Origin of the sequence: Marnyiella aurantia, assembly GCF_014041915.1 — a bacterium.
GTDB lineage: Bacteria > Bacteroidota > Bacteroidia > Flavobacteriales > Weeksellaceae > Marnyiella > Marnyiella aurantia.
In genome coordinates, this window is sequence record NZ_CP059472.1 from 1776841 (window position 1) to 1803623 (window position 26783).

Genomic DNA, 26783 nt, shown 5'->3' on the forward strand with positions numbered 1-26783 from the left:
TTCAGCAGTTTCATGGGGATTGTAGACCGTTATATCATCAAAAAATACCTGGGAACCTTCGGTTTCATTTTGCTGCTGCTCTCTACAGTGGTATTGGTAATTGATGTGCAGGCCAAAAAGCCGCGTATTGAAGAAAACGGTTTTCAGCTTTCGGAATTCCTGACGCAGTATTACCCGTTTTGGATCATTTACCTGGTTATGACATTCATGTCTATTCTCGTATTTATTGCAGTGATTTTCTTTACATCACGTATGGCCAATAATACTGAGATTGTTGCTATAATCAGCAGTGGTGCCAGTTTCCACCGTTTTGCAAGGCCTTATTTTATAACGTCCCTTTTTATAGGGCTCTTTTCGCTCGTTATTAATCACTATGTTCTGCCGTGGGCCAACATCCAGAAAAATGAACTGGAGGCCTACACCATGAATGCGCGAAAGCGGGAGCAAATCATCGGAAGTGCACCCGTATCGGCACAGATAAATGTGAACGAATATATCTTCATCCACAGTTATAACAAAAAAGAAAAGAGGGGATCCGGATTTGCCTACAGGAAGTATGATAAAGACAAGAGGTTGGTCTACCAACTTTTAGCTGCAGAGATGTATTGGGATGATGCAAAACAACATTTCGTGTTAAGCAGTTTCCACGAAAAAACGGTCAATAAGGACGATTCTGAAAAATTGACAAGTGGTGCAGAGATATTCAGGAAGTTTGGGTTTCCGCCTGAAGAGCTGTTTCCGGACCAGCTCTTGGGTCAGACCAAGACCACACCTGAGCTGTTAAGATTTATTGACCGTGAACGGGAGAAGGGCAACAGCAATCTGAATACCTACCTGAACGAACTATACCAACGTACTGCAATGCCTGTTTCCGTAATAGTTCTCACTTTTCTGGCGCTTGCACTTGCTTCTGAGAAAAAGCGCGGTGGTTTGGGAGTAAACCTGGCCATAGGGATTGCATTGGCCTTTATTTTTGTTTTTTCATTTGAAGCGCTCAAAGTAGTATCCGAGAATAAGACCCTGCCACCGGTGGTAGCCATGTGGCTGCCGAATATGGTCTTTGCTCCGCTTGCTGCGATACTTTACTTTCGAAGAGCGAATCAGTAAAGCATTTCTATTTCCTTGTGGTAGAACTTCTGCAGACCGTCGTGCTCAAGCTCAATCCATATGTTCCCTAATTCATCTGCGTGAGAAATCATGCCATTTTGACTACTATTATTTTTTTTGAAAACTGCAACCTCCTTTTTTCGGTAGAGGAAAGTATTGTAACATTGCAGTACATCCTGTCCTGTGGGATTATCTTTAGCTTTACATATCAGAAAATTATAAAGGGCTTCAGCGGTTTCGGTAAGAGGAAATGGGATTCCGGTCTGTGTGAGCAGTGACCCGGCCCTGGGCAGGTCTTCAAAATTTTCCTGCTGTACATTGATGCCTATTCCCACAATATAGTACTGGTGGTGCAGCACCTTCTTTTTCTCAATCAGCATTCCACATACTTTTTTATTTCCGATGATGAGGTCATTGGGCCACTTAATTCTTACTTCATGCTTTGTCAGATTGGCTGCAAATTCGCGAACCGCCAGCGCGGTATAAAAGTTGAATAAAGAATCGGAAGTCTTAACATAGTTTTCAGGAATTGCCACGGTAAGCGCGATGTTTTTACATTCAGAGGTTTTCCACCCGTTACCATACTGTCCGCGACCATTGGTCTGATTGAAAGTGTAAACACCTGAAAAATGATTGCTGCCGGCATGGATGTATTTCAGAATCTCATCATTAGTGGAGCCGCATTCCTTCAGGTATATCAGGGTGGTCATTTATGAAAGTTTTAAGACTGTTGAGAATGTTAAAGTAAAGAAAAAAGAATAAATTTGCAGATTATACCAATTTTAATGAATAACAATACAGCTAAGCAAGCACTAATAGATAAAATCGTTGATGCAGTACAGGATACAAAGGGTGAAGATATAATGATTTTCGACCTTTCAAAGATAGAGAATTCCGTAGCGGAAACATTCATCATCTGTAGCGCAAACTCAAATACTCAGGTTTCGGCAATTGCCGGTAATATCGAAAAGAAAGTCCGTAATGATCTTCAGGAACGTCCATGGCATGTGGAAGGTTCCGAGAATGCTATGTGGGTTCTTGTAGACTACGTTTCCGTAGTCGTTCACATATTCCAGAAACATATACGGGAATATTATGATATAGAGGAGTTGTGGGGCGATGCACAGATAACCAGGATAGAAGCTTAATTTAAAAAAAATTTGAATGAATAATAAAGGATTTAACTGGTTTTTTCCCATAGCCATTTTGGCATTCCTTCTGTTCTTTGGTCGGGGGCTTTTTATGCCTTCTTCCAGTTCCGAGATTACGGAAGAGCAGTTTTTTGATATGATGAAGGAGGGGAAAGTCCAGAATATCAAAGCATACAGAGACAATTTCACGGCAGATGTATTCCTGACGCCTGAGGCCCGTACCGCTCTGGCTAAAAATGCGGAAGGAAGTAAGAGTCCCTTTGCAGCGCTGGAAACAACTCCGGGTGCAGATTATAATCTGAAGTTCGGTGAACTTAGACTTCTCATGGAGAAGTTTGATAAAGTAAAAGCCGAGAATCCGCAACTTAAGACCACTATTAATGTGGATACTGCCGGCAGTTTAATGGAAAGTTTTCTTATACAGATCGCAGTGGGTCTGATTATTCTGTCAATCATCTACTTCATTTTCTTCAGGAAAATGGCTGGTGGCGGCGGTCCTGGCGGCCAGATTTTCTCAATAGGAAAATCACGTGCGAAACTTTTTGACGAAAAAGACAAAGTTCAGACCACATTTAAGGATGTAGCAGGACTGGAAGGTGCCAAAGAGGAAGTGCAGGAAGTAGTAGACTTTCTTAAAAACTCCGAAAAATACACGAAACTTGGTGGTAAGATCCCGAAAGGCGTACTGCTTGTAGGTCCTCCCGGAACGGGTAAAACCCTTTTGGCAAAAGCCGTAGCTGGTGAAGCTAAAGTGCCGTTTTTTTCCCTGTCAGGTTCCGATTTTGTGGAAATGTTTGTAGGTGTGGGTGCTTCCCGCGTCAGGGATTTGTTTGCACAGGCAAAAGCAAAATCGCCCGCCATTATATTTATTGATGAGATTGATGCCATTGGCCGCGCAAGAGGTAAGGGTAATTTCACAGGCGGGAATGATGAACGTGAGAACACGCTGAACCAACTCCTTACGGAGATGGATGGTTTCGGTACAGATACTAACGTAATTGTAATGGCCGCGACCAACAGAGCGGATATCCTGGATAAAGCGCTCATGAGAGCCGGACGTTTCGACCGCTCCATCTACGTGGATTTACCTGAATTACATGAGCGACGCTCAATTTTTGATGTACATCTTTCCAAAATTAAGCTGGATGATAACATTGACAGGGAGTTTCTGGCTAAGCAGACCCCTGGTTTCAGCGGTGCTGATATTGCTAATGTTTGTAATGAAGCCGCACTTATTGCTGCACGGAACAACCATGAATCAGTAACGAAGCAGGATTTCCTGGATGCGGTAGATCGTATCATTGGTGGACTGGAGAAGAAGAATAAAGCCATTAAACCATCCGAAAAGCGCCGTGTTGCCTACCATGAGGCTGGTCATGCTGCCATATCCTGGCTGGTGGAACATGCCGCACCTTTGCTAAAGGTGACCATCGTTCCCCGTGGACGTTCCCTGGGAGCTGCGTGGTATCTGCCGGAAGAGAGATCACTTACAACCACCGAGCAGATGTATGATGAACTATGTGCAACACTGGGTGGCCGGGCTGCTGAGCAAACAGTATTCGGTAATATTTCTACAGGTGCACTTTCGGATCTTGAACGCGTAACCAAGCAGGCTCAAGCTATGGTAACCATATACGGCCTTAATGATAAAGTAGGTAACATCTCTTATTACGACAGTTCAGGACAGAGCGAGTACAGTTTCGGAAAACCTTATTCTGAGGAAACCGCAAAAATGATAGACCAGGAGATCTCAAAAATTATCGAAAATCAGTACACACGTGCATTGGATATTCTGTCGGAAAACCGTGATAAACTGGATAGCCTTGCTAAAAAACTTCTGGAGAAGGAAGTTATTTTCCGCGAGGACCTGGAAGAAATCTTCGGGAAGAGAGCATGGGATCCGGAGCTTACAGAACATCCTGTAAGTACAGTTGCAGGATCCGCAGCTGAGACAGCCCCCACAGCAGTTCCAGACGAGAATACTGCGGCGCCGGAAAGCCCGACGCAACTGTAAAGAGTAAAATTTCCCGGCATTGATGTTCAAGCAGATCAATTCCGGGTATTTTTTGTCATTATATCAGGGTTTCCGGTGATTAACTGAAATATTTTATACTTTTGTATTGATATACTAATTGAACGAAGTTGAGCTTATTTAAAAAATTTGTCGGCAAGATAATGAACCAGTCTGAGGAAACGGAAAATCAGAGCCTGGAAAAACTTGGAGATTCGCTTAAAAATGCGGACCTCGACTACAAGTTTGCGCAGCTTTTTACCCATTCCGGTGGATTTTTTAATTACTGTGCAGATGAAGCTGAAGCACTTCAAATCCTGAATCAGATTGTAAAAATTGAACAGCTTAAATCAGTTTTCTGCTGTGACCGGGACCTAAAGAATTTTCTTGACGTTATAAAAGTTCCGTTCACCGATAATCTTGAACTTGCAAATGACGCAGCCTTTATCACATGCGAATATCTGATTGCTTATGATGGCAGGATAATGCTTTCGCACAATAATATTAAGCACTTCCACTCATCACGTTTACCTGAGAAGATAATTGTGATGGCAAATGTTTCCCAGATTGTATCCAACCTTAACGAAGCTATGAGCAAGATCAAGCGCAATGGTAACGTGAAGAACCTCACTTCAATCAGTGGAAACCAAAACAAACTGGACGCCCCTACACGTAACAGCACGAAACTTTTCCTTCTTCTTATTGAAGACTAGTAACTAACAGTATTGCCTTGGACAAAAATTTAATTCAGCGTACCATCTCTGGTTTGGTATATATCCTGATCATTATGGCCTGTGTGCACCCGGCAGGTGCAGAAACTGTTAACAGAATCTTCCCGGACGCGGCTAAACAGCACTACCTCTATTACGGTCTTATAGCCTTGTTGTTCTTAGGTTCGGTGTGGGAATGTATGAAGATCATGAAATTTGGCACCGGATACGAGCGCTGGATTGTACTGCCGCTTGCTTTTTTTGTTTTCTACCTTTTCAGTAAAAGATATTTCAATTTTGGATTCTACTACGATTTCAGGCTGTCTGAAATACTTGCGCTGTCGCTGATCCTGATTGCAGTAGTCACATTGTTTAAATACAGTTCAGAACTTTACTACGACAGTGGCAAACTCATATTTACGGTAATATACACAGCCCTGCCGTTGGGTTTCGCACTTGGTCTGCCAAAATATTCCGCGTATCAGAATACCTTCAGTCTGGAGGTGTTTTTCCTGTTTATCCTGATCTGGAGCAGTGATACTTTTGCCTATCTTACAGGAAAGTTTTTCGGAAAACATAAGATGGCGCCTAAGATATCACCCAAGAAAACCTGGGAAGGTTTTGCCGGTGGCGTGGTGCTTACAGTTATACTGGCATTTTTTGTAGATAAATATTTTCCGGAGCTTCGCGGTAACTGGATGATCGTTGGTGCATTGATTGCCATCTTTGCGCCACTTGGCGATTTGGTAGAGAGCCAGTTGAAGCGCAGTTTCGCTGTAAAGGATTCCGGCAATCTGATTCCGGGACACGGTGGTATTTTAGACCGGTTGGATAGCTTTATTATCTGTGCGCCTGTAGTATATTTGTATTTTATATTAGAAAAACTTATTTAATATCATGAAACTTCACCGGGAATCCAAAGGGACCATTGTTGTTGCTACCCTTATTTTTGCAGTACTGAGCTTTTTAGCTGTATATTTTCTGGAGCTCTGGGCCCTGGTCGTGATTATTCCGCTCCTTATAATCTACGCACTTGTCTTTTGGTTTTTCCGTGTACCGAACCGCGATATTGAAGATCATACAGAAAATGTGATTGCGCCAGTAGATGGCAAGGTTGTTATGATTAAAGAAGTGGATGAGGACGAATTTATTAAAGGAAAAGCTATTCAGGTTTCCATTTTTATGTCGCCTCTTAATGTGCATATTTGCCGCTATCCCGTGTCCGGTAAAGTGGTTTACAAAAAATATCATCCCGGGAAATATCTGGTTGCCTGGCATGAAAAATCCTCCACAGAAAATGAAAGAACTACGGTGGCGGTGGAAAGTCTAACGAACCATCAGGTAGTCTTCAGACAGATTGCCGGATATGTAGCACGCAGAATTGTCTTCAGTTGTAATGAAGGTGACAGTGCAAAGGCCGGTCACGAATTTGGTTTCATAAAATTTGGTTCGAGAATGGATGTATTTCTGCCCCTGGACACCGAAATCATCTGCAAAATTGGTGATAAAACCAAAGGAGGAGTTGATATTATTGCAAGAATGAAAACTTAACCAGCACCCTAAACTTATTAGAGAGTCCGGCATTGCCGGATTTTTTTTGTATATTTTGACAAACAAAATAAGAATGTTAAAAATACTTACCTATAATTTACTGATTTCTCTGTTTATTATAATGCTGCTGGGGTGCAAAGAAGAATCAGACCTAAAACATTTGGAGCTGCAAAAACGTGATTCCTTACTTACGGTTAAGGAAAAGGAGTTCGCACTGAAAGCTGCAGACTATAAGTCCTTACTGGAACTCCGGGACAGTCTTACTGCGATGAAGGACAGTGTTGCTGTAAATCCCTTGCCGGTAGATATCACAGGCAACTGGACCGGAAAGATCGTTTGCACTCACTCCAACTGTACGGATTATGTAGTAGGAGACGTACGTACAGACGAATGGAACCTTTCTGTGGATGATGGTAAAATTGCAGCAAAAAATATTAACAAGACCGGTGTTATACGAATGTACACCGGCGAGTATGATGGTACACGAATCCTGCTTGCATCACAAAATACGCCTGACGCCCCTGTAAACCGGTCCTTTAAAATTGAGTTCGGTACAGTTTCTGCGGAGCGGCTGGCAGGGACCCGGGAAATACAGGTAGACCAATCCTGTACCTCGCAATTCTCCATCGAACTTGTAAGAAAATAATTATGAACAGTATGATAAGTATTGCGGGCCATTTTGTGTTACCGCTGGAGGATCCTATTCTTAAGTTTCTGGTTATCCTCATCATTATTCTATCTGCTCCAATCTTACTGAACAGGATTAAGGTTCCGCACCTTATAGGCCTCATCATCGCAGGTGCAGTTATTGGACCTCATGGTTTCAATGTTTTGCCACGTGATGCAAGTGTTGTGGTTATGGGAACTACAGGTTTGCTATTCATCATGTTTATGGCCGGACTGGAGATAGACCTTACAGAGTTCAGGAAAAACAAATGGAAGAGTTTAACATTCGGAATGTACACTTTTTCCGTACCTCTTGTGCTGGGTATTTTTGCAGGATATTACATCCTGGGGTATGCCATGCTTATCGCTGTACTTTTCGCCAGTATATTTTCTTCCCACACCCTCATATCATATCCGCTAATAAGTAAACTTGGGATAGCAAAAAACCGCGCAGTGAATGTAACTGTGGGCGGAACAATGATAACCGATGTGCTGGCGTTATTGGTCCTGGCGGTATGCGTAGGTATGGCGCAGGGTACAGTTACGCCCGCATTCTGGATCAGGTTAACGCTTTCTGTGCTTGTTTTTGCCGGTGTAGTGCTGTTTGGCTTTCCGGTAATCGCTCGCTGGTTTTTTAAAAAAGTCCACGATAAAGTTTCCCATTTCATTTTCGTGATGGTGATGATCTACCTGGCCTCACTCTTTGCGGAGCTGGCGGGGGTAGAGGCAATTATTGGTGCCTTTTTGGCTGGATTGGCGCTTAACAGACTTATCCCTCATACTTCGGCACTCATGAACCGGATTGATTTTGTGGGAAATGCCATCTTTATTCCCTTTTTTCTGATCAGTGTGGGCATGCTTATAGACTTTAAGGCTTTTTTCAAGGATTTCGAAACAATAAAAGTAGCGCTTATTATGACCGTCATTTCACTGGGAGGAAAGTATCTGGCAGCATTGGCTACGCAAAAAACATTTAGGTTTACGGATGATGAAGGTAAGTTGGTTTTCGGACTGTCCTCGGCTTCGGCAGCCGCAACACTGGCCACGGTAATGGTTGGATACAATATTATTATCGGCGAAACTGAAAGCGGGGAGCCCATCAGACTTCTAAATGAAAGTGTACTGAACGGAAGTATCCTCCTGATACTTGTTTCATGTACGGTGTCCTCTTTTGTATCACAAAAAAGTGGTAAAAACATTGCTGATGCAGAAAGTGAGAACAGTATGAGTGACGAAGCAGAGGATGAGGAAAAAATCCTGCTGGCGCTGAGCTATCAAGCTACTGTGGCACCTATGACCAATTTGGCACTGCTTCTGAAGTCCAGGAAGAATACTGAGAATGTGTTTGCCCTTAACATCATCAATGAAAAGGAGAATGAATCTTCTGATAAAATTGCTGAAAAACTGCTGGCTACTGCCGCAGAAACAGCTGCAGCTGCAGACCTTAAACTGAATATGCTGAAGAGGCATGACTCCGATGTTGTAAATGGCATCAACAATGAAATCCGGGAACACAGAATTACTGATCTTATTATTGCTGTGGACTGCGAAAGGGGTTTCTCTTCATCTTTCATTTATAACCTCTATAACGGATACTTAACCAACGAAAATACTAATCTGCTCGTCTATCATTCCGTGCAGCCGGTAGCCACCATCCAGGCCTATCATGTCCTGATCCCCAGGAATGCGCACAGGGAGGCAGGATTTTTCAAATGTCTGCAGAAGGTGTGGAATATCTCCCGCCATTCATCAACAAGACTTATATTTTATGCTGATGACAATATGACACAGATGCTGGAAACCATCCAGAAAAAAGCAACAATAGATGCGGAATTCCTCATCTTCAATAACTGGAAGGATCTTCCAAAAATTGCAGGCAAGATGAAAAATGACGAAGCTCTTATCCTGATGTTGGCCAAGCGGGGTATGGAATCATTTCATCCTGCCATGCAGTCGGTATCTCATCATCTAAACAGCGATTTCCGAGACCGAAATTACATTCTAATTTACCCTTACGCCAACCGGAACAGCGAAGAAGGAACCGGATTATACTCCCGGAGTGTAAACAATCCTGATGATTTTGCTGAAATAGGCAATTTACTGGGAAATCTGTTTAAATAGAATTTCAGACTTATTCGAAGTTTTGCAGGTCTACCAGTTTGCGGTATACACCATCGTTTTCGTAAAGGTCAGTGTGGGTGCCCTGTTCCACAATCTTACCGCGTTCCATAACTACAATGGTATCTGCTTTCTGTATGGTTGAAAGACGGTGGGCGATAACCAGTGAAGTCCGGTTCTGCATCATTTTCTCCAGCGCATCCTGCACAAATCTTTCGGATTCAGTATCGAGTGCAGAAGTAGCTTCGTCCAGGATCATCACAGGTGGGTTTTTCAGGACTGCACGTGCAATGGAAAGCCTTTGTTTTTGGCCGCCCGAAAGCTTACCGCCGGCTTCACCGATTCCTGTTTCGTAACCCATTGGCAGTTCGGCAATGAAATCGTGTGCATTGGCAATTCGTGCGGCACTTTCAACACGCTCTTTTCCTGCAGACAGATTACCTAAAGCGATATTGTTGGCAATGCTGTCATTAAAAAGAATATTGTCCTGGGTCACCAAACCAAATAGCTGGCGGTAGCTGGAAAGTTTCAGATTCTTAATGTTGATGCCGTCTATAAGTATTTCACCGGACTGTACATCGTAAAAACGGGTAATAAGGTTGGCAATGGTACTTTTGCCGCTTCCACTCTGACCTACTAGGGCGACGCTTTGTCCTTTAGGGATCACGAGTGAGAAATTCTCCAGGATTTTACGGTCTTCATAGCCAAAACTGATGTTTCTGAACTCAATTTTATCTTTAAACTCATTGATTTCCACTGCGTTTGAAATTTCCTTCAGCTGGTAGTCCGCATCCAGGATTTCAAAAACCCTTTTAGCCGAAACTTCACCCTTCTGGAAATTGGAAATGGAGTTGGAAAGCCTTTTCAGTGGGTCCAAAATAGTGTAGAATAGGGAAATGTAGACAATGAACTCAGCACCCGAAAGGCCGTTGCCCTGAAGGGCCAGTTTTCCGCCGAAATAAACAATCATACCAATGGTGGTGGCTCCTAAAAGTTCACTGACAGGTGAGGCCAGCGCTTTCTTTTTAAATAATCTGAGCGAAAGATGACGGATGGTGTTCAGCGTATTGTCAAAACGGTTACGGATCTGGTCCGAGGCATTAAAGATTTTGATCACCTTCAGGCCTACCAGGGTTTCATCTACATAAGAATAAAGTTTACCTAACTCGTTCTGCGCCTCACCGGTATCTTTTTTCAGACTTTTACCAATAATTGAAATCAGGGTGCCCATCACCGGGAATACGATCAGGGTGAATACGGTAAGCTCAAAATTGGAATAGAGTAAGTATCCCATGGTGAGGATAATTACAATAGGGGAACGTATGATATCAATCAAACTGTTCAGGATATTGCCTTCAATTTCGCCTACATCAGAAGTGATTCGGGCAAAACATCCCCTTTACGGGTATCCGAGAAAAAGGCTACGGGCAGTTCCAGAATTTTGCTGTGCAGCTGACTCCTGAAGTCGCGGGAAACACCGGTGCGGGAATAGGTAAGGTAAAATTCAGAAAAATAACTGAATACATTACGGAACAGAAACATGCTTATGAACATAATACATGTTAAGAGCAAAACATACTCAGGTCCGCGGTCGGCCTCCAGCTGCTGTATAAAATAATTGAAGCTGTCCTTCCCATAGGTGGCCAGGGTAGTTACATCTCCGCTATATATCGGCTCTGCATAAATTACGTCTGTTTTTTTGTCAAAAAGGATATTAAGGACCGGGATGAAACCCAGCATGGCAAAAATATTGAAAACCGCGTATAGTATGTTGAAGAAAATACCGAGTGCAATGCTGCCTTTGTATGGTAAGATGTATTCTATTGCCCGTTTGTAGTAGTTCATTAAAGCTGTTTGAACGGCAAAATTACACAAATCCTGCTAATAAGCCATCTGCCGCACGGGACCACTGGCATCAAAAAAACAGCTCCCAAAGGGAAGCTGTTCCTACACTCAAAAAAATCGCTGTAAGGTTACCGGATACGGTCCGCAGATTTTACGAGCCTTGTGTCCCTGCGGATGTAGCTGTTTGCTAAAAACAGACATAACAGCGCCACCAGAGGAAAAACCAGCTCAATACCTTTCTCAGGAAATGACATTCCTCCAGATAACGTTAGCAACCAGTATAACAGTAAACCCGTCAACAAAGCGTTTATCAACATACTGATATTGTTCAGCAGGATTTGTCGGGGTCTGTTCTTATAACTGAAAATAGAGATTACTCCCAATACAACACAAAGCAGCGAAAGTGCGGCGATGATATAGGTGCTTCCAAAAAGTTCCACATCCATAGCCGTAAAATGAAGGGCAGCAGCCGAAAGGACGGCCAGAAACATGAAGATGGTTTGTATTCTCTGTAACATTTCAGTTCGTAAGCGCCAAAAATAGTACAAATTTTGCATATTTCAAAAATAAGTGTAGATTTGCATTACGAATTCTAAAGAATAGCCGCCCGGCTGAACTTTTACAAACTCTACTTACATCATTTTTTACGTAACACACCCTTATATATGTTTAACTTAGAAACACTAAGGTCTAAATCCATTGCGGAACTGACCAAAATTGCTAAGGATTTGGAGGTGAAGCTGGCCAGAAACAGCGATGAAAACACCATAATCTTCGCAATACTGGACTTTCAGGCTTCTAATTCCAAAACTGCAAAGGAGTATTATAACAGCACCGAAAAAGCTGCTGCTCCCGCCGGCGAAGAAAGTGCTCCCGCTCCGAAGGCTGCACCTAAAACACCCAAAAAGCCTGCTGTCAAAAAGAAACCTGCCACTGCCAAGTCAGAAGCCGCACCAATGCCTGCGATGATAGAAATCACCGAGACACCGGCTGAAGAAACCGCAGCAGAGCAAACACCTGCCGCTGAAGAAGCTCCAAAAGAGAAACCGGCGAGACAGCCCAGAAAGAAAAAAGAACCTGTTGTTACAGATCCGGAAGCGGTAGCTGAAGAAGAGCAAACAGCTGTTACAGAGGAAACACCGCAGGAAGCATCAGAACAAAAACCTCAGAGAAGGGATCAGAACAAGCCTCAGAAACAGGCACAAAAACAACAGCCTCAAAACAGGCCTGCGCAGCAACAGCAGACACCGGTTCAAAACCAATCTCAGCAGACGCAGACGCAGACTCAGCCCCAGGCTCCGGCTCAGCAACAACAACAACAACAACAACAACAACAACAACCTCAGCAGCAAGGTCAGGGTCAGAATCAGCAGCAAAGTCAGGGTCAGAATCCACAACAGAACCGTAATCAGTCCCAGAACGGCGGTAACCAAAACGAGAACCGTCCGCAGAACGGAAATCAGCATAAAAATCAAAAACATCAGCGCAACCAGGATAACCATGAAGAAACTGAAACTAAAAAGGAATACAGTTTTGACGGAATGGTGACCATAGAAGGTGTGCTGGAAATCCTTCCGGATAATTACGGATTCCTCCGTTCACCGGATTTCTCCTATATCTCCTCTCCCGACGATGTTTACGTATCTACCGCTCAGATCCGCAATTACGGACTGAAGACCGGTGATGCCGTAAAAGGGATTGTCAGACTTCCGAAAGAAGGAGAGAAATATTTCTCCCTGATGAAGCCCGTAGAAGTAAACGGCCGCGATTTGGCTTTTATAAAAGACCGTGTTTCGTTTGAATACCTTACTCCGCTTTTCCCGGAAGAGAAATTTAATCTTGCAGGCAAAGGTTCTACCCATTCCACCCGAATCGTCGATTTATTCTCACCGATAGGTAAAGGTCAGCGTGCTATGATTGTGGCGCAGCCTAAAACAGGTAAGACCATGTTACTTAAGGATATTGCCAATGCAATTTCTGCCAATCACCCGGAAGCTTATATGATGGTCCTTCTTATTGATGAAAGACCGGAAGAAGTTACCGATATGGAAAGAAGCGTAAATGCGGAGGTTATTGCCTCTACATTTGACGAAGCTGCGGAAAAACATGTAAAAGTAGCCAACCTGGTCCTTGCCAAAGCACAGCGTATGGTGGAGTGCGGTCATGATGTGGTGATCCTGCTCGACTCCATTACCAGACTTGCCAGAGCCTATAACACCGTTACCCCGGCCTCAGGTAAAATCCTTTCCGGTGGTGTAGATGCCAACGCCCTGCACAAGCCGAAACGTTTCTTCGGAGCGGCGCGTAATATTGAAGGCGGCGGTTCCCTGACCATTATCGCTACCGCCTTAATTGATACCGGTTCCAAAATGGACGAGGTAATTTTTGAAGAGTTTAAAGGTACCGGTAACATGGAGCTTCAGCTGGACAGGAAGATTGCCAACAAAAGGATCTATCCCGCTATTGATCTTGTATCCTCCAGCACGCGTAGAGACGACCTGCTTCTGGACGAAAAGACCATGCAGCGTATGTGGATTCTTAGGAAATACTTATCGGATATGAACCCGATGGAGGCTATGGAATTTGTAAACCGCAGCATAAAAGGAACCCAAAGCAATGAAGAGTTCCTGATGAGCATGAACAAATAAGAGCTCCTCTTATTCAAAATATAACTGCCCTGAAGAAATTCGGGGCAGTTTTGTTTTATGGTGAGAATTACTACCTTTATATTTAATGGTAAGAACATATAAATCCTTTACAATTGCTTGCAGCGCCTGATGTCTAATCATGTTCATTTATTTTGTAGGTCGGAAATTGTTATCTTTATAAATAATGGTCAGATCATACAAATCCTTTCCAATCGCGTGTAGCCTTATTTTTTTTATTTCATGTAAGGCTCAGCAGTATCCCTTAAATCTGAATATACTGAACATTTCAAACAATTCATATTTGAAGGATACTTAATAACGATCTTGATTATTTTGTAGGCACATGGACAGCAAATTTGCAGGACAAAACCATCAAATTAGTAGTAACAAACACCTTAATTTTCCGTTTATTTTTCAAAACCAAACTCTATATAAGGATCTAGTAGTTAAATATGCAATTGTTGTAGATGATATACTTATCCAACAAAGGACGTTGCAAAATACCATTTCGACTTATTATGATTTGTTTGCAATCGTAAGCATGTGTACAGAAGGTAATACATTAAATTTTCGTTTCAATGGCGCTAATTGTGGGGTCGGAGCTGGTACAGTTGATTTTGCAAAAATTTCTAATAGTCAGTTTAACTGGACTTTTACCCCATATAATACTTCGGTAACCGAAGAATGCCCGCCTAATGCAGATTTGAATATTTACCTTCCCGAGACTGATAACCTGATCTTCACCAAATAATATTCCAAACCGCCACCGGTGGTTTTCTTATGCCGTATGTCTTTAGAACCAAGATCCGTCTCCGAGGTACCGTTGTTGGTGAATAAACCTGCGACGTTTTCGCTTCTGTCTATCCTTTTTATACTTTTTTAAGAAACTTTATAAGGCAAAGATTTTTCCGAATCCTTATCTTTGAGAATTAACTTTAAAAATAACAGCATTATGTCATTCGAATTACCACAGTTAGGATATGCTTACGACGCGTTAGAACCTACCATTGATGCCAGAACAATGGAAATCCACCACACGAAACACCACCAGGCGTACATCGATAACCTGAACAAGGCTATTGAAGGTACCGACCTTGAGGGTAAAACCATTGAGGAAATCTGCAAGACAGGTACCGATAAAGCAGCGGTTAGGAATAACGGTGGCGGGCACTTTAACCACACTCTTTTCTGGGAAATCATGACTCCGGGCGGAAGTAAAGAGCCTGTAGGAAACGTGAAAGCGGCTATTGAAACTTACGGCGGTATGGAGAAATTCAAAACTGATTTTGCCGAAGCTGCCAAGACAAGATTCGGTTCCGGATGGGCATGGCTTTGCAAAAAAGATGATGGCTCTGTAACTGTTTGTTCTACACCCAACCAGGACAACCCTCTGATGCCTGTTGCAGATTGCCAGGGAACGCCTGTTTTGGGACTTGATGTTTGGGAGCACGCGTATTACCTGAACTACCAAAACAAAAGACCTGATTACGTTGCAGCATTCTTCAGCATTATTAACTGGGATAAAGTGGAGGAGCTTTTCAATAAATAAGCTTATCTGAATAAAAAGATGGGTCCGGCAAATTGCCGGACCTTTTTGCTATCTTGAATAGTCCATGGCACTGAGGCCGGTGAACCTGAGTTTGTATTTCCAGTTTACAAAGGCGAAGACCTGGTAGAGTTTATACTCAAAATCCAGACCATAGTTTTCATTGGGATCGTAGTCTATTGAAGATTCAATGATGTTTCTGTATCGTCCGGACATGTAATAGGAATTCCACTCGTTTACCAGGCTTCTGTTCCGGTTTCGAAGGGTCTCCAGGGAATACATGCTTTTAGGCTTGGCAATAGCATTCATAAAGTAATCAAACTGTGAGTCAATTACCGTCAGGTCCCATTCACCATCATCTTCTTTATCTTGCTTAATGGTAGTGTCGTTACCTTTGGTCTGTTGGGAAGTGCAACTCATGCCTCCAAAATAGAGCGCGAGTAAAAAGATCAGCTTTTTCATGTTGAATCAGATATATAGGTAAAGCTACAAATTACCGACCATAAAAAAACCGGAACAACAGTCCCGGTTTATATTTAAGTACAGACAGTTATCTGGCTGGTGTATGTTCTTTCTGAAGTACCGATACGGCAGGGAAGTGGTCACTGTACCCTCCGGTGTAACGGTCGCCGTCCCAGGAGCGGAATGGATACCCTTTCCACTGTCCCTGTGAGTTCACAAGGTAGGACGGAGCGAAAATCTCTGCTTTGTAAACAGAATAACTATTTGTCATTTTCTCCGGCGAATACAGGTTTTTTGACACAATGATCTGGTCGAACAGGTTGGGTGCATCACGGTAGGCCAGTGAGGCAACACCTGCTTTATACAGTTTGGTCATCAGGTTATAGTACGGTGATTTGTCTGAAAGTTCAGAAGGATCGCCCACGGCACCTAAATGTTTCCTGAGGCTTGGGCTCACAGGGTCGTCGTTAAAATCGCCCATGGCGATAAGCTTAATGCCCGGACTTTCGGCACTTGCCTTGTCCATTTCTGCTTTCAATGCTGCTGCAGCAGCGATACGTCTTGGCAGGGAGCGGGCTTCTCCGCCGCTTCGGGAAGGCCAGTGATTCATGAAAACTGCGATTCTTTCGCCATCAAGCAAGCCTTTCATCACAATGATGTCACGTGTATAAACCCTTTTACCTTCATCATCAAAAATCTTGATTTCCTTTTTATAGGTTTCAGTCGGGCGGAATCTTTTTTTCTGATAGATAATGGCATTGTCTACACCACGTGCGTCGTACGAATTGTAGTGTACAATTCCATAATCGCTTTTGGCCAGTAACGGTTGGCTGATGAGATCCTGAACGACCTGGCGGTTCTCTATTTCCAAAAGGCCCATTATTGCGGGATTGTCATTTGTGTATGTGCGGCCCAGTTCAGAAATGACTTTTGCCAGTTTCCCCATCTTGTCATTATATTTCTGCGTGTCCCAGTTCTTGGCACTGTTCGCGGTAAAATCGTCAGCCAGAATCTGCCTTCTGATTACCTTTTTATCCTTCACGAGTTCGTTACTCCAGGGACCTCTGTAGTCTTCGGTAGTATCCATAAGGTCTATGGAGTCCAGAGGCACACTACGGTGGAAAGCAGGGTTGTTCACATCTTTGGTTCCGTCTATATAATCGAAGGAAGGTACAGTGTCCCAAAGGTTCTCCACATTCATGAATGCGACAGTGGCGCGTTGCACCTGTTTCTGCGAAAAGACCATTCCGAAGCACAGTGTGGCGGTAATAATCAGATATTTTTTCATTACAATATTTACAGTTATTTTAGTGTGTAAAATTAATAATTATTTGACACTAAATCTGCAAAATAGTTAAAAATCAATATGCGGTATTATGCAGTCGAGAGCAATTTAAACTGCTGGAAATGTCTTTATAAGGTTCATAATGCTGCTGTTATATATGATTCAATAAAATGTTAAATATGTTTAACTTAACAAAAATTAAGTTTAATTTTGTAGCCCTTTATTGAATCAATATTAAAAGTGAATTTTAAATAATTTGTTATGATTAAAAAACTGTCCTTAATCTCATTGTTTACACTGCTGCCTGCGTCTTTCTATTTCGCGCAGACTACTGTGTATGCCTATGTAAAGGATGCCGCAGGGAAACCGATTGAAAACGCTGAAATTGATTTGGCGCAGTCCGGCAACGATGTTACCGCAGACAAGATTGGATATTTCCAGTTTGTAGATATGCAGCCAGGCCGCTATCTGATCACCATTTTTAAGCCGACTTTTGAACCTAAAATTGTGGAGTTCGACGTTACGGCAGACGAAAAAAGAAAGGATCTGGGTGTTATCAGCCTGAACCCTTCACCAACCGATGCAGGAGTTTTGGTTATTGATGATTCTGCCGGCGACAATGACGAAGGCGGTTCGTCCATGCAACCTACCATTGGACTGTTAAGTTCCGGCCGGGATGTATTCCAAAGTGTTACAGCTTTTGAGCTTGGCGCCTACTGGTTCCGTCCGAGAGGTATCGAGAACCGCTATGAAGATATTCTTTTCAACGGTGTGTCTATGTCCAAGAATGATGACGGCAGGGTTGATTTCAGTAACTGGGGCGGATTGAACGATGTTACACGTTATCCATTTGAAAATGTGGACAATATTACCCCCTCTGAGTACACATTCGGTAATCTTGGTGGCGTGGTTTATTATAATACCCGTGCTTCCAGCTACCGTAAACAAACTTCGCTGGCCTACTCATTTACCAACAGAAGTTATTTTCACAGAGCGATGGCTACCTACAGCAGTGGTCTTACCAAGAATGGCTGGGCATTTACATTTTCAGGAAGCCGCAGATGGGCAGATGATGGTGTGATAGACGGTACTTACCAGGATTCATACGCCTATTTTGCCGCTATTGAGAAGCAGTTCAGCTCCAGGCATGCCATTAATTTTACCGCTTTTGGGGCACCGACTTACCGGGCTTCCAATTCTCCTAACACTCAGGAAACGTATGACCTGATGGGTAAGAATTATAATGCTTACTGGGGATGGCAGGATGGTGAGAAACGAAACTCACGTATCCGACGTGTTTTTGAACCTGTTTTCATGCTTACTGACTACCTTAAAATTGGTGAAAACAGCAACTGGAACAATACCATTTCCTATCAGTTTGGTCGTGACGGCCGCAGCAGACTGGATTGGTTCCACGCAGCTGATCCTAACCCGACATACTACAGAAAATTACCTGGTTATATGTACAGCGGTTTCATGGATGCTGACTCCGACGGTTCAACAGATATCACAGATGCAGAACAGGCTCAGTTTAATGCTTATGTAAATCAGTGGCAAACAAACCCAAATGTAAGCCAGATAGACTGGAACTCACTGTATTCCGCAAATATACTGAACCGGTATGATATGAACGGAAACGAGCAGGGTGCGGTTTATACGATAGTAGAAGATGTAAACAAAGATAAAACTTTGAACTTCGCCTCTCATTTCGATACGAAACTTGCCTCTAACTGGAAACTTAACCTGAACTTTAATTATCAGAACCTTAAGTCTGATAATTTCCGGGAAATGAAAGACCTTTTGGGCGCTCTTTACGCAAATGACCTGAACGCCTTCAACAACGATGCACCGAATGATGCAGATAACCCTGGCCGCAGGATTATGGAAGGAGACAGAACTCAGTATTCTTACGACCTTCTTCGTAATACTTATGCACTGAATGCTTCTACGGAAGTGGATTTCCCAAAATGGAATGTAATGGCGTCCGTATTCTCTTCCTATTCTGAATCGCAGCGCGAAGGTAAATTCAGAAATCCACTTTATGCCGACAGTAAAGGAAAAAGTGATATTTACGACGCATTTGATGCCGGGATAAAAGGTAGAGTGACTTATAAGATTGACGGACGTAACTTCATTGTCTATAACGGAGCACTCTTCAGTCTGGCGCCTACGCTTAACGAGATTTTCATCAACCCAAGAGCTACTAACCTGATTACGCCGGGTGTGGAAAACCAGATTGTCAACTCAAACGATCTCAGTTATATTTTGAGAGGCCAGATCCTGAAACTGAGGTTAGGCGCATACCATACCACGATGAACAACGCCACGGAAATCTCCAGATATTATGTGGATATCTCCAGTGAGACTGCGGATCAGGGAAATGCGCTTGTTGCTGAAGTTCTAAGCGGCATCAACAAAACCTACAAAGGTCTTGAACTGGGTGCGGAAGTGAAGATTACACCTACACTTTCAGCAAATGCGGTAGCCAGTTATGGTGATTACAGGATAACCAATAATCCTACAGTTTATACCACCGATGATGACAGTGTAGAACGTACAGGATCTCCGGTAAGAGAATGGGGAACAGCTCAACTTAAAGATTATAAAGTTGCCGGAACTCCACAGAAGGCTTATTCCTTTGGGCTCAGATACAATTCTACAAAATTCTGGTGGTTAGGAGCATCTGCAAATTACCTGCAGGACCAATTCCTGGATTTCTCAGCACTTAATAAAACAGCAGCCCTGTACACAAATCCTTTAACTGGGGATAATTATAACGGCGTGACTCCGGAACAGATTGCGAGACTTACGGCACAGCAGAAATTTGAAGATCAGTTCATGCTCAATGCCAATGCAGGTAAGACATTTGTATACGGAAAATACAGAATGGGTGTTAGTGTAAGTGTAAATAATATCCTGAACAACCGCGATTATGTAACCGGAGGTTTTGAGCAGGGCAGAAACGTAAACTTTCCTGAGTCACTTGCTGACGCCAACCGGACCTACAGTTATTTTGGTCCTAAATTATGGTATGACAGAGGAAGAACCTTCTTCGCAAATGTTTACTTAAGATTCTAATAATAAAAAAACGACAATGAAAAAATACAGTTCATTTTTAAGATCTCTGTACTTCATGATGGCGGCCTTGCTTATTACGGGTTGTGTACATGATGATATTTATGATGATCCTAATCTGGCCGGCTACGAATGTAAAGATCTTACGGCTAATATGACTATAGCCCAGGTTAAAGCCTTGAAACAGTCTGGCGTAGCCTATGTCTTTCCTGATGCTTCAGCATCGGAAATGATTATGGAAGGATATGTTTCATCTACAGATGAAACCGGGAATATCTACAAGACAATCTATATCCAGGATAATCCGCAGAACCCTACACATGGTTTCACCATCAGTGTAGATGCAGTTAGTACGTACACAAAATTTCCACAGGGTTCTAAAATTTATATTAAGCTCAACGGCCTGGCCCTGGGAACTTATGGAGGTTTAATACAGTTGGGAGTGAAGGATGCTGCTGCCTCAGGGGCAGACGCTGTGTCCAGGATCCCTGAAAGTACGGTTCCTGCCCATATTTTCCGGTCATGTACGGAGCGCGCTAAAATCGTTCCTAAGATACTTACACTTGCGCAGATGTCTGCCGCAAACGATAATCTTTTGGGAGCCCTTATTCAGGTAAATAATGCCGAGTTTGACCGTACAGTTCTTTGCTCTGTTTTTGCACCGGACGGAACAAGTGTAGACCGCCGTATCAATGATGGCACAACAACATCTGCAAGGGTGGTTAGAAACAGTGGTTTTGCATCATTTGCCAACCAAACCCTGCCAAGCGGAAACGGAACCTTCGTTGGTATCATGAGCAAGTTCAACTCAACTTACCAGATGTACATCAATAAGGTTTCTGATCTCGACATGAACAACTTCCCAAGGCTGGACGGTATCGCGGCAGATCCTTGTACCCTGGACCTAACGGGGTCTTTCGCCGAAGACAGTTCAGGAAGTGAAGCAAATGTTTACAGGAGCATTAACTACTATTAATGGTGAGTATGTGCTGAAAGGAAAGGTAACTGCTAATGACGAAACGGGTAATCTTTTCAAATTATATCTATATTGAAGATGCTACAGGTGGTATCCGCGTGAACATCAATAAGACTAATCTTTATCAGGATGCGAGATTTAAAGTTGGTAAAGAAATTTATATCAAACTGAATACTTTACTTATTGGTAGTGTGAATGGTGAACTGCAGTTGGGTCAGCTGTTCGGCAATAATGTAGGTCAGATCGCTGAAGCGGATGTATATAAATTCTTTTTCGACAGTAAGAAGCCACTGGCCGCACCCGTTCCTACGGAAAGAACAATTAGCCAACTTACAATGGCCGATGTTGGAAGATGGATAAAGCTCAAAGATGTGGAATTTATTAACACTGATCTGGGTAATAACTATGCCTCAGGATCACCAACCAACAGGACACTGAAAGACTGTAATGGAAATACCATCATTCTGCGTACAAGTCATTTTGCAAATTTTGCTTCTGAAGAAATAGATGGTGGACGTGGCGATGTATACGCTATTCTAAGTGTTTTCAACGGAACGTACCAACTTTGGATTCCTAAGCAGATTCATGCTGATCTGGATAATCCAAGATGCGACGGAAGTATTCCGCCCACTAAAATCTTTGCAGAGGATTTCCAGAATGGTCTTACTGCAAACTGGACAAAAGTAAGCGTAGCTGGCACACAGGAATGGACCACATCCAACCAGGGAGCAGGATCCAACTACTATGCTGTGATGAACGGCGGTGCTTTTGCCAATGAGGATTGGTTGGTTTCCAGTGAAATATCCCTTTCCGGATTCGGAAACTATTCCTTATCTTTTGATTCAGACGGAATGGGCGCGGCAGGATTACCACTGCAGGTATTTATTACTGACTCTTATACCGGCAATCCAACAACAACAAACTGGACACAGTTAACAGCTCCAATCGATACTAACCTTGGTGCGTGGGGATTCATTAACTCCGGTCTTGTGAATCTGAATGCATATGCCAACAAAAATGTGCGCATCGCATTCAAATATACAAGTTCAGCAACTGCTTCCACAACATGGGAGCTAGACAACGTAAAGGTTCTGGGACAATAACCAAACCACACACTGTATACTGAGAAAAGACTGCGAATCCGCAGTCTTTTCTTTTACGTTATATCCTTTAAAAGATTAAAATGAAACTTCGTTCACTTCTTTACCTCTCTGGAAATTCATCGTCTTCTGGTTACCTTTATATGCGATATTTACCAGATTAAACTGTTTTGGAAAAGTTCCCAATAATATAGTATTCTTAATCCTTATAGTACTTACATCTCCTATACCCCCGGATTCAAAATAAACCCATACGGTTTCACCTTTTACCTGACTTCCCGTGAAAGTAAGTGTTTTAGCTGCCCCGTTAATGTACACATCAATATTGTTATTAACGTACTTTTTCACTTCAGCCTCAAACTGTGCAGTATTTGGATTTATCTTTATGGCATCGGAAATATGGCTGGTATTCAGCTTCGTGGTAAACTTCAGCGTTTTGCTGCCTTCCACGTAATCCACTTTAGTCATTGATGAATAAAAGTCCTGCGTGGCAAAACCCATCATCAGAAAAACTGTTAAAATGGAGATTATATGTAAATATTTTTTCATCTTTTTTATCGTTTTAACTGCAATATCGCAATTGCCCAAAAGTTGACAAATTATATGCCAATCAGAAGTTTACCCCAATGGTGTACTTGTCGTAGAATGCTTTAATATGAGCCACTGCCTCATCGGCGGTATCAACCACCCGGTACAGATTCAGATCCTCCTCTGAAATCATTCCGTCCTTCAGCAGCGTTTGCTTAAACCAGTCCAGCAGTCCGCTCCAAAACTCACTGCCTACCAATATTACCGGGAAACGCGCAATCTTCGCCGTCTGTATTAGTGTAAGAGCTTCAGAGAGCTCGTCTAAAGTGCCAAAACCGCCCGGCATTACAATAAATCCCTGTGAGTATTTTACAAACATTACCTTCCGTACAAAAAAGTAATTAAAATCGATCGAATAGTTTTTGTCTATATAGGGATTAAAATGCTGTTCAAAAGGAAGATCTATATTGAGCCCGATGGATTTACCCTCTGCCTGTCGTGCGCCCTTGTTTCCAGCCTCCATAATTCCGGGTCCTCCACCAGTGATGATACCGAAGCCAATACCGGTAATTTTTTCGGCGATTTCAGTGGCAAGGTCGTAATATTTGTCTCCTTCTTTCAGCCGCGCCGATCCGAAGATGGAAACGCACGGACCTATTTTGGCCAGTTTATCATAACCGTCCACAAGTTCAGCCATTATTTTAAAGACCATCCAGCTGTCCTTACCAATGGACTCGTCCCAAGTTTTCTCCCGAAAGTGACTTTGTACGCGCTGGTCCAGTTCATCCTTGGGACCTGTCATTATCTTAGTCAGGCCTTTTCCTCTTTTTATCTTACTCATAAAACCTTTTATTTAAAATACCTTTCGGCTAATGCAATAGCCTCAGGTTTTCCTACATCAACCAAATGTGCCGAATGCTCAAAGCCGAAGATCTGCCCGATAGACATTAAGTCCAGATATTCTTCCATGATGGAGAACTTACCCGTGCGGCTCATCTTATTGAAAACACCTCTGTTTACGCAGTGAATCCCACTGAAGGCTAGTGGTTTAAAACCGGTGTCTGGCTCTGCCAGCCGCTCTTCACCAGTGTCAAGATTTGTCCATCCGCGCAATTGTTGTTCCTTGTTGAAAAGAAGTTTTCTGGAACTATTCCTGTCAGATACTGCCAGGGTCACAAAATTCCTTTTACTCTGATGATATTTTACCAGATCCGTAATATTCAGGTCTGTTAAAATGTCGGCATTCAAAATCAGAAAATCTTCCTCAGATTCAAGGAAATGTTTGGCAAACAGCAAACCTCCGCCGGTTTCCAACAGCTCGGCACGCTCATCCGAGATTTCAATCTTCGCGCCAAAATTGTCCTTCTCCTTCAGAAACTGAATAATCTGTTCGCCGAAATGGTGAATGTTGATGACAAATTCATTGATGCCATACGACTGTAGGTATTTTATATTTCTTTCCAGTAAAGGCACACCGTTCACCGGCGCCAGTGCTTTTGGATGATGGTCTGTAAAGGGTTTCAGGCGGGTGCCCTTACCTGCAGCGAAAATCAGTGCTTTCATGCCCTTACTTAAATTGTAACTTCTGCATTAAGTTGCGGTTGTTCATCATGATGGATCACTACGTTTGCCTCTGGATAATTTTCGCGGATAAAGTGCGCAGTCTTTTCAGCACAGTATACGGAGCGGTGTTGGCCGCCGGTGCAGCCGAAATTGATCTGAAGATGTTCAAACCCTCTTTCCAGGTAATTCTCGATGCTGATGGAAACCATATTATGTACAAGCTGAAGAAATCTTGGCATTTCTGTTTTGGCCTCCAGATATTCCTGTACTGAAATATCACGCCCTGTTTGCGCTTTATACTCCTCTATCCGCCCCGGATTCAGGATACCGCGGCAGTCGAAGGCAAAGCCGCCGCCGTTGCCGGTAGTATCTTTGGGAATTCCCCCTTTTTTATAGGAAAAGCTGTGTATATCTATTGTTAAACTCATTTATTATAATAGTGATTGTTTGATTTTTTTATTCGTTTCGCCGGACTTCAGACAGGTTATGAGCTTTTTAAGTTCGGGGTATAAGTGCATGTCTTTCCATTTCTCGCTTAATGAGTATAAATTATCGGTTCCTGCACTGAGACTTGATATGAAATGAGCCTTTTTCTGGATGAGTCCCCGGAAACCATACGCACCCAAAACCTGCATAAAACGGACAAGTTGCAGCGGTCCGAGTGAACTCTGTAGTTGTTCGCGAACCGTGGGGTCATCATGCATATCAAAGTAATAGTTTAACATCTCAGCACGAAAGTTAATCGAAAAGTTAGCTTTGGCCTGGAACAGAAAAGAAATTACGTCATACATGGCCGGTCCTTCCATTGCGGACTGGTAATCTATGAAGTAAACCTCATCTTCATCATTTACCATAATATTCCGTGCCTGAAAATCACGCAGCATCACAGAGCGTGGTCCCAGATCGGTAAGTTTCTCCGTAAGCTCGCGGAATTCCCGCAGCAGGCTGGATTTATGGTAAGGAAGCTCCAGTACATCTGCAATGAAGCTTTTAAAATAAAAGAGATCGTTCTGTATCGGCAGTTCGTCATACACTTCATATTCAAATGCGTTGCTGAAATCAACCTTATTTACTGATTTTTGCTGAAGGACAAACAGGCTGTTGAGGCTCTTACGAACAAGAATTTTGACCCTTTCACTTTCACCTTCCTGGCTGATTATTTCTGAAAGTGTACGTTTACCCAAATACTCCTGCACATACAGGGTTCGGTCTTCGGAAATACTGAAAATTTTTGGAGTGTTGAGCTGCAGTTGCTGAAAAACGTCTGTCAGATAATAAAACGATTCATTTTCCCTGAGATTGCTGTTGCTGGTCACGATGAAATTCCGGCCACCTGAGGTAGCGAAATAGTTGCGTCGGGATGATCCGCTTTCGGCGAGTGCATAAAAAACCGAACATGTACTTCCGGTATAATTTTCAAGAAACTGTTGAGCTTTTTCCAAATGATCAGACTATCCCGCAAATATAACACATTGATTGTGATTTGTTATATTTGCCGCAGTTTGTAATTCGTGAACTTAAAAGGAATGGTGAAATGGCGGTTGGCCGTTTATTACCTAAAGTAAAATGTAAAAGGAATATGATGATAAAATGGTTTTCGGTATTGTTGTCTTTGATGGTGGTTTTTGGCTCTGCGCAGTCCAAAAAAACATCAAAAGTTGCAAAGCCAGCTGCTGCTAAACCGGCGCTGGTGAAAATTAACCATGAAATACCGGCACTTATTCCTCAAATACGTAATGGCCTCTTTGGCTTTGTAAATCAGCAGGGCAAAATAGTTATTAAACCGGAGTACAGTAATGTGGGCTTTTTTACAGAAGACTGCAATCTTTTAAATTCAGAAAATGCAAAAGTCCGAAAGTTCGGAAGTAGTAACTATGCTTCCGTTCGCCGTCAGGGAGTAGATTTCAGGATTGATATGAGCGGAAAAAGGGTTTATCAGTACAAGGAAGCCGACCTTGCTAAATGTCCTTTCGTTTTTATGAAGCAACGTTTCCATGCCTATGTGCGAAGGGGATTTTACGGAATCATTGAGCAGCCTCATTTCAGGAACGAAGACGATTATCAAAGCTATGTGATTTACCCGCAATACCAGTATCTGCACATCCTGGAAGGTGACAACCTGGACAGCCCAATGATTGTCGCTTCCCAAAATGACCGCTTTGGTGTTATTGACATAAATAACAATGTAGTAATCCCTTTTGAATATTCTGATATAAAGCGTAATTACAGCTGGAAACTGGCTAAACTCTTTGAAGTGAGCAAGGATGGTGTGAACTATTTTTTTATTGATGCCAAAAACAAAGGCTACTGATAAATTTTTTGTATTTTCGCGCCATTAAGTTTAAGGGGTGCTGTAAAAAGCTGAGATTATACCCAATGAACCTGGAACAGGTAATGCTGTTTAGGGAGTGATCTTCGGATCTTTTATTGTATAATTTTTT

25 protein-coding genes and 1 pseudogene are annotated in these 26783 nt (G+C 42.7%); 16 read left to right on the forward strand and 10 right to left on the reverse strand.

Going from position 1 to position 26783, the window contains the following annotated elements; translation table 11 throughout:
* Window positions 1-12: 12 nt before the first annotated feature.
* Window positions 13-1107 carry an LptF/LptG family permease gene (locus tag H1R16_RS08200; RefSeq protein ID WP_181887062.1) on the forward strand — a complete coding sequence of 365 codons (1095 nt, stop codon included), beginning with the start codon at window positions 13-15 and terminating at the stop codon, window positions 1105-1107.
* Here H1R16_RS08200 and H1R16_RS08205 read toward each other — a convergent pair.
* Window positions 1101-1817 carry a biotin--[acetyl-CoA-carboxylase] ligase gene (locus tag H1R16_RS08205; protein ID WP_181887061.1) on the reverse strand — a complete coding sequence of 239 codons (717 nt, stop codon included), beginning with the start codon at window positions 1815-1817 and terminating at the stop codon, window positions 1101-1103. The genes H1R16_RS08200 and H1R16_RS08205 overlap by 7 nt on opposite strands.
* Window positions 1818-1892: 75 nt before the next feature.
* Between H1R16_RS08205 and rsfS the strand changes: the two genes are divergently transcribed.
* The 7 genes from rsfS to H1R16_RS08240 all read left to right on the forward strand — a co-directional run bounded on the left by rsfS (window position 1893) and on the right by H1R16_RS08240 (window position 9317).
* Window positions 1893-2255 carry a ribosome silencing factor gene (gene rsfS, locus H1R16_RS08210; protein WP_181887060.1) on the forward strand — a complete coding sequence of 121 codons (363 nt, stop codon included), beginning with the start codon at window positions 1893-1895 and terminating at the stop codon, window positions 2253-2255.
* 16 nt (window positions 2256-2271) lie between these two features.
* The gene (gene ftsH, locus H1R16_RS08215) at window positions 2272-4272 is read left to right on the forward strand and encodes an ATP-dependent zinc metalloprotease FtsH (RefSeq protein ID WP_181887059.1); all 2001 of its coding nucleotides are present in this window, start codon (window positions 2272-2274) and stop codon (window positions 4270-4272) included.
* Between the two features lie 128 nt (window positions 4273-4400).
* Window positions 4401-4982, forward strand: a complete 582-nt coding sequence (locus H1R16_RS08220) for an LUD domain-containing protein (RefSeq protein WP_181887058.1) — start codon at window positions 4401-4403, stop codon at window positions 4980-4982.
* Window positions 4983-4999: 17 nt separating this feature from the next.
* Complete coding sequence (locus tag H1R16_RS08225) at window positions 5000-5872, forward strand: phosphatidate cytidylyltransferase (RefSeq protein WP_181887057.1); 873 nt, start codon at window positions 5000-5002, stop codon at window positions 5870-5872.
* A 4-nt stretch (window positions 5873-5876) separates the two neighbouring features.
* Window positions 5877-6530 carry a phosphatidylserine decarboxylase family protein gene (locus H1R16_RS08230; protein WP_181887056.1) on the forward strand — a complete coding sequence of 218 codons (654 nt, stop codon included), beginning with the start codon at window positions 5877-5879 and terminating at the stop codon, window positions 6528-6530.
* 73 nt (window positions 6531-6603) lie between these two features.
* Window positions 6604-7176 carry a hypothetical protein gene (locus H1R16_RS08235; protein WP_181887055.1) on the forward strand — a complete coding sequence of 191 codons (573 nt, stop codon included), beginning with the start codon at window positions 6604-6606 and terminating at the stop codon, window positions 7174-7176.
* 2 nt (window positions 7177-7178) lie between these two features.
* Window positions 7179-9317 carry a cation:proton antiporter gene (locus H1R16_RS08240; RefSeq protein WP_228451074.1) on the forward strand — a complete coding sequence of 713 codons (2139 nt, stop codon included), beginning with the start codon at window positions 7179-7181 and terminating at the stop codon, window positions 9315-9317.
* Between the two features lie 10 nt (window positions 9318-9327).
* Here H1R16_RS08240 and H1R16_RS08245 read toward each other — a convergent pair.
* Together H1R16_RS08245 and H1R16_RS08250 are read right to left on the reverse strand one after the other, a co-directional pair.
* A pseudogene (locus H1R16_RS08245) lies at window positions 9328-11159 on the reverse strand (ABC transporter ATP-binding protein).
* A 128-nt stretch (window positions 11160-11287) separates the two neighbouring features.
* Window positions 11288-11677: a DUF4293 domain-containing protein gene (locus tag H1R16_RS08250; RefSeq protein ID WP_181887053.1), complete on the reverse strand. Its 390-nt coding sequence runs from the start codon at window positions 11675-11677 to the stop codon at window positions 11288-11290.
* Window positions 11678-11824: 147 nt separating this feature from the next.
* Here H1R16_RS08250 and rho point away from each other — a divergent pair, with 147 nt between their 5' ends.
* The 3 genes from rho (at window position 11825) to H1R16_RS08265 (ending at window position 15356) form a co-directional block, all read left to right on the forward strand.
* Window positions 11825-13807: a transcription termination factor Rho gene (gene rho / locus H1R16_RS08255; protein WP_181887052.1), complete on the forward strand. Its 1983-nt coding sequence runs from the start codon at window positions 11825-11827 to the stop codon at window positions 13805-13807.
* 343 nt (window positions 13808-14150) lie between these two features.
* Window positions 14151-14558, forward strand: a complete 408-nt coding sequence (locus H1R16_RS08260) for a hypothetical protein (protein WP_181887051.1) — start codon at window positions 14151-14153, stop codon at window positions 14556-14558.
* A 201-nt stretch (window positions 14559-14759) separates the two neighbouring features.
* Window positions 14760-15356: a superoxide dismutase gene (locus tag H1R16_RS08265; RefSeq protein ID WP_187350448.1), complete on the forward strand. Its 597-nt coding sequence runs from the start codon at window positions 14760-14762 to the stop codon at window positions 15354-15356.
* A 48-nt stretch (window positions 15357-15404) separates the two neighbouring features.
* On the opposite strand, the gene H1R16_RS08270 is transcribed toward H1R16_RS08265, so the two are convergent.
* Together H1R16_RS08270 and H1R16_RS08275 are read right to left on the reverse strand one after the other, a co-directional pair.
* Window positions 15405-15815 (reverse strand): DUF6146 family protein, encoded by a 411-nt coding sequence (locus H1R16_RS08270; protein ID WP_181887050.1) that lies wholly within the window; start codon window positions 15813-15815, stop codon window positions 15405-15407.
* A gap of 88 nt (window positions 15816-15903) precedes the next feature.
* Window positions 15904-17103, reverse strand: coding sequence for an endonuclease/exonuclease/phosphatase family protein (locus H1R16_RS08275; RefSeq protein ID WP_181887049.1), 1200 nt, complete (start codon window positions 17101-17103; stop codon window positions 15904-15906).
* Window positions 17104-17361: 258 nt separating this feature from the next.
* Between H1R16_RS08275 and H1R16_RS08280 the strand changes: the two genes are divergently transcribed.
* From H1R16_RS08280 to H1R16_RS12305, 4 genes are read left to right on the forward strand one after another with little or no spacing between them, the layout of a single operon-like run.
* On the forward strand, window positions 17362-20178 hold the full coding sequence (locus H1R16_RS08280; protein ID WP_181887048.1) for a TonB-dependent receptor: 2817 nt from the start codon (window positions 17362-17364) through the stop codon (window positions 20176-20178).
* A 16-nt stretch (window positions 20179-20194) separates the two neighbouring features.
* Window positions 20195-21151, forward strand: coding sequence for a DUF5689 domain-containing protein (locus H1R16_RS12245; RefSeq protein ID WP_228451381.1), 957 nt, complete (start codon window positions 20195-20197; stop codon window positions 21149-21151).
* Window positions 21123-21227 carry a hypothetical protein gene (locus tag H1R16_RS12300; protein WP_259373840.1) on the forward strand — a complete coding sequence of 35 codons (105 nt, stop codon included), beginning with the start codon at window positions 21123-21125 and terminating at the stop codon, window positions 21225-21227. The genes H1R16_RS12245 and H1R16_RS12300 overlap by 29 nt, the downstream gene beginning before the upstream one ends.
* Entirely contained in the window at window positions 21187-22254 is a 1068-nt protein-coding gene (locus H1R16_RS12305) for a DUF5689 domain-containing protein (protein WP_259373841.1), read from the forward strand. The genes H1R16_RS12300 and H1R16_RS12305 overlap by 41 nt, the downstream gene beginning before the upstream one ends.
* Window positions 22255-22329: 75 nt before the next feature.
* Here H1R16_RS12305 and H1R16_RS08290 read toward each other — a convergent pair whose 3' ends face one another.
* The 5 genes from H1R16_RS08290 to H1R16_RS08310 form a co-directional block, all read right to left on the reverse strand.
* Window positions 22330-22800 carry a DUF6702 family protein gene (locus H1R16_RS08290; RefSeq protein WP_181887046.1) on the reverse strand — a complete coding sequence of 157 codons (471 nt, stop codon included), beginning with the start codon at window positions 22798-22800 and terminating at the stop codon, window positions 22330-22332.
* 61 nt (window positions 22801-22861) lie between these two features.
* A complete protein-coding gene (locus H1R16_RS08295; RefSeq protein ID WP_228451087.1) occupies window positions 22862-23581 on the reverse strand; it encodes an LOG family protein in 720 nt (239 codons plus the stop codon).
* A gap of 47 nt (window positions 23582-23628) precedes the next feature.
* Window positions 23629-24342 carry a nucleotidyltransferase family protein gene (locus tag H1R16_RS08300; RefSeq protein ID WP_181887044.1) on the reverse strand — a complete coding sequence of 238 codons (714 nt, stop codon included), beginning with the start codon at window positions 24340-24342 and terminating at the stop codon, window positions 23629-23631.
* A gap of 8 nt (window positions 24343-24350) precedes the next feature.
* The gene (locus H1R16_RS08305; RefSeq protein WP_181887043.1) at window positions 24351-24770 is read right to left on the reverse strand and encodes a RapZ C-terminal domain-containing protein; all 420 of its coding nucleotides are present in this window, start codon (window positions 24768-24770) and stop codon (window positions 24351-24353) included.
* A 3-nt stretch (window positions 24771-24773) separates the two neighbouring features.
* Complete coding sequence (locus tag H1R16_RS08310; RefSeq protein WP_181887042.1) at window positions 24774-25784, reverse strand: aminoglycoside phosphotransferase family protein; 1011 nt, start codon at window positions 25782-25784, stop codon at window positions 24774-24776.
* Between the two features lie 137 nt (window positions 25785-25921).
* Between H1R16_RS08310 and H1R16_RS08315 the strand changes: the two genes are divergently transcribed.
* Window positions 25922-26653, forward strand: a complete 732-nt coding sequence (locus H1R16_RS08315) for a WG repeat-containing protein (protein ID WP_181887041.1) — start codon at window positions 25922-25924, stop codon at window positions 26651-26653.
* Window positions 26654-26783: the final 130 nt, after the last annotated feature.

Excerpts from the sequence above, each read along its gene's own strand:
- H1R16_RS08200 (WP_181887062.1), top strand. The coding sequence starts at position 13 with ATGGGGATTGTAGACCGTTATATCATCAAAAAATACCTGGGAACCTTC.
- H1R16_RS08205 (WP_181887061.1), bottom strand. The coding sequence starts at position 1,817 with ATGACCACCCTGATATACCTGAAGGAATGCGGCTCCACTAATGATGAG.
- rsfS (WP_181887060.1), top strand. The coding sequence starts at position 1,893 with ATGAATAACAATACAGCTAAGCAAGCACTAATAGATAAAATCGTTGAT.
- ftsH (WP_181887059.1), top strand. The coding sequence starts at position 2,272 with ATGAATAATAAAGGATTTAACTGGTTTTTTCCCATAGCCATTTTGGCA.
- H1R16_RS08230 (WP_181887056.1), top strand. The coding sequence starts at position 5,877 with ATGAAACTTCACCGGGAATCCAAAGGGACCATTGTTGTTGCTACCCTT.
- H1R16_RS08235 (WP_181887055.1), top strand. The coding sequence starts at position 6,604 with ATGTTAAAAATACTTACCTATAATTTACTGATTTCTCTGTTTATTATA.
- H1R16_RS08240 (WP_228451074.1), top strand. The coding sequence starts at position 7,179 with ATGAACAGTATGATAAGTATTGCGGGCCATTTTGTGTTACCGCTGGAG.
- H1R16_RS08250 (WP_181887053.1), bottom strand. The coding sequence starts at position 11,677 with ATGTTACAGAGAATACAAACCATCTTCATGTTTCTGGCCGTCCTTTCG.
- rho (WP_181887052.1), top strand. The coding sequence starts at position 11,825 with ATGTTTAACTTAGAAACACTAAGGTCTAAATCCATTGCGGAACTGACC.
- H1R16_RS08260 (WP_181887051.1), top strand. The coding sequence starts at position 14,151 with ATGGACAGCAAATTTGCAGGACAAAACCATCAAATTAGTAGTAACAAA.
- H1R16_RS08265 (WP_187350448.1), top strand. The coding sequence starts at position 14,760 with ATGTCATTCGAATTACCACAGTTAGGATATGCTTACGACGCGTTAGAA.
- H1R16_RS08270 (WP_181887050.1), bottom strand. The coding sequence starts at position 15,815 with ATGAAAAAGCTGATCTTTTTACTCGCGCTCTATTTTGGAGGCATGAGT.
- H1R16_RS08275 (WP_181887049.1), bottom strand. The coding sequence starts at position 17,103 with ATGAAAAAATATCTGATTATTACCGCCACACTGTGCTTCGGAATGGTC.
- H1R16_RS08280 (WP_181887048.1), top strand. The coding sequence starts at position 17,362 with ATGATTAAAAAACTGTCCTTAATCTCATTGTTTACACTGCTGCCTGCG.
- H1R16_RS12245 (WP_228451381.1), top strand. The coding sequence starts at position 20,195 with ATGAAAAAATACAGTTCATTTTTAAGATCTCTGTACTTCATGATGGCG.
- H1R16_RS12300 (WP_259373840.1), top strand. The coding sequence starts at position 21,123 with ATGTTTACAGGAGCATTAACTACTATTAATGGTGAGTATGTGCTGAAA.
- H1R16_RS12305 (WP_259373841.1), top strand. The coding sequence starts at position 21,187 with ATGACGAAACGGGTAATCTTTTCAAATTATATCTATATTGAAGATGCT.
- H1R16_RS08290 (WP_181887046.1), bottom strand. The coding sequence starts at position 22,800 with ATGAAAAAATATTTACATATAATCTCCATTTTAACAGTTTTTCTGATG.
- H1R16_RS08295 (WP_228451087.1), bottom strand. The coding sequence starts at position 23,581 with ATGACAGGTCCCAAGGATGAACTGGACCAGCGCGTACAAAGTCACTTT.
- H1R16_RS08300 (WP_181887044.1), bottom strand. The coding sequence starts at position 24,342 with ATGAAAGCACTGATTTTCGCTGCAGGTAAGGGCACCCGCCTGAAACCC.
- H1R16_RS08305 (WP_181887043.1), bottom strand. The coding sequence starts at position 24,770 with ATGAGTTTAACAATAGATATACACAGCTTTTCCTATAAAAAAGGGGGA.
- H1R16_RS08315 (WP_181887041.1), top strand. The coding sequence starts at position 25,922 with ATGATGATAAAATGGTTTTCGGTATTGTTGTCTTTGATGGTGGTTTTT.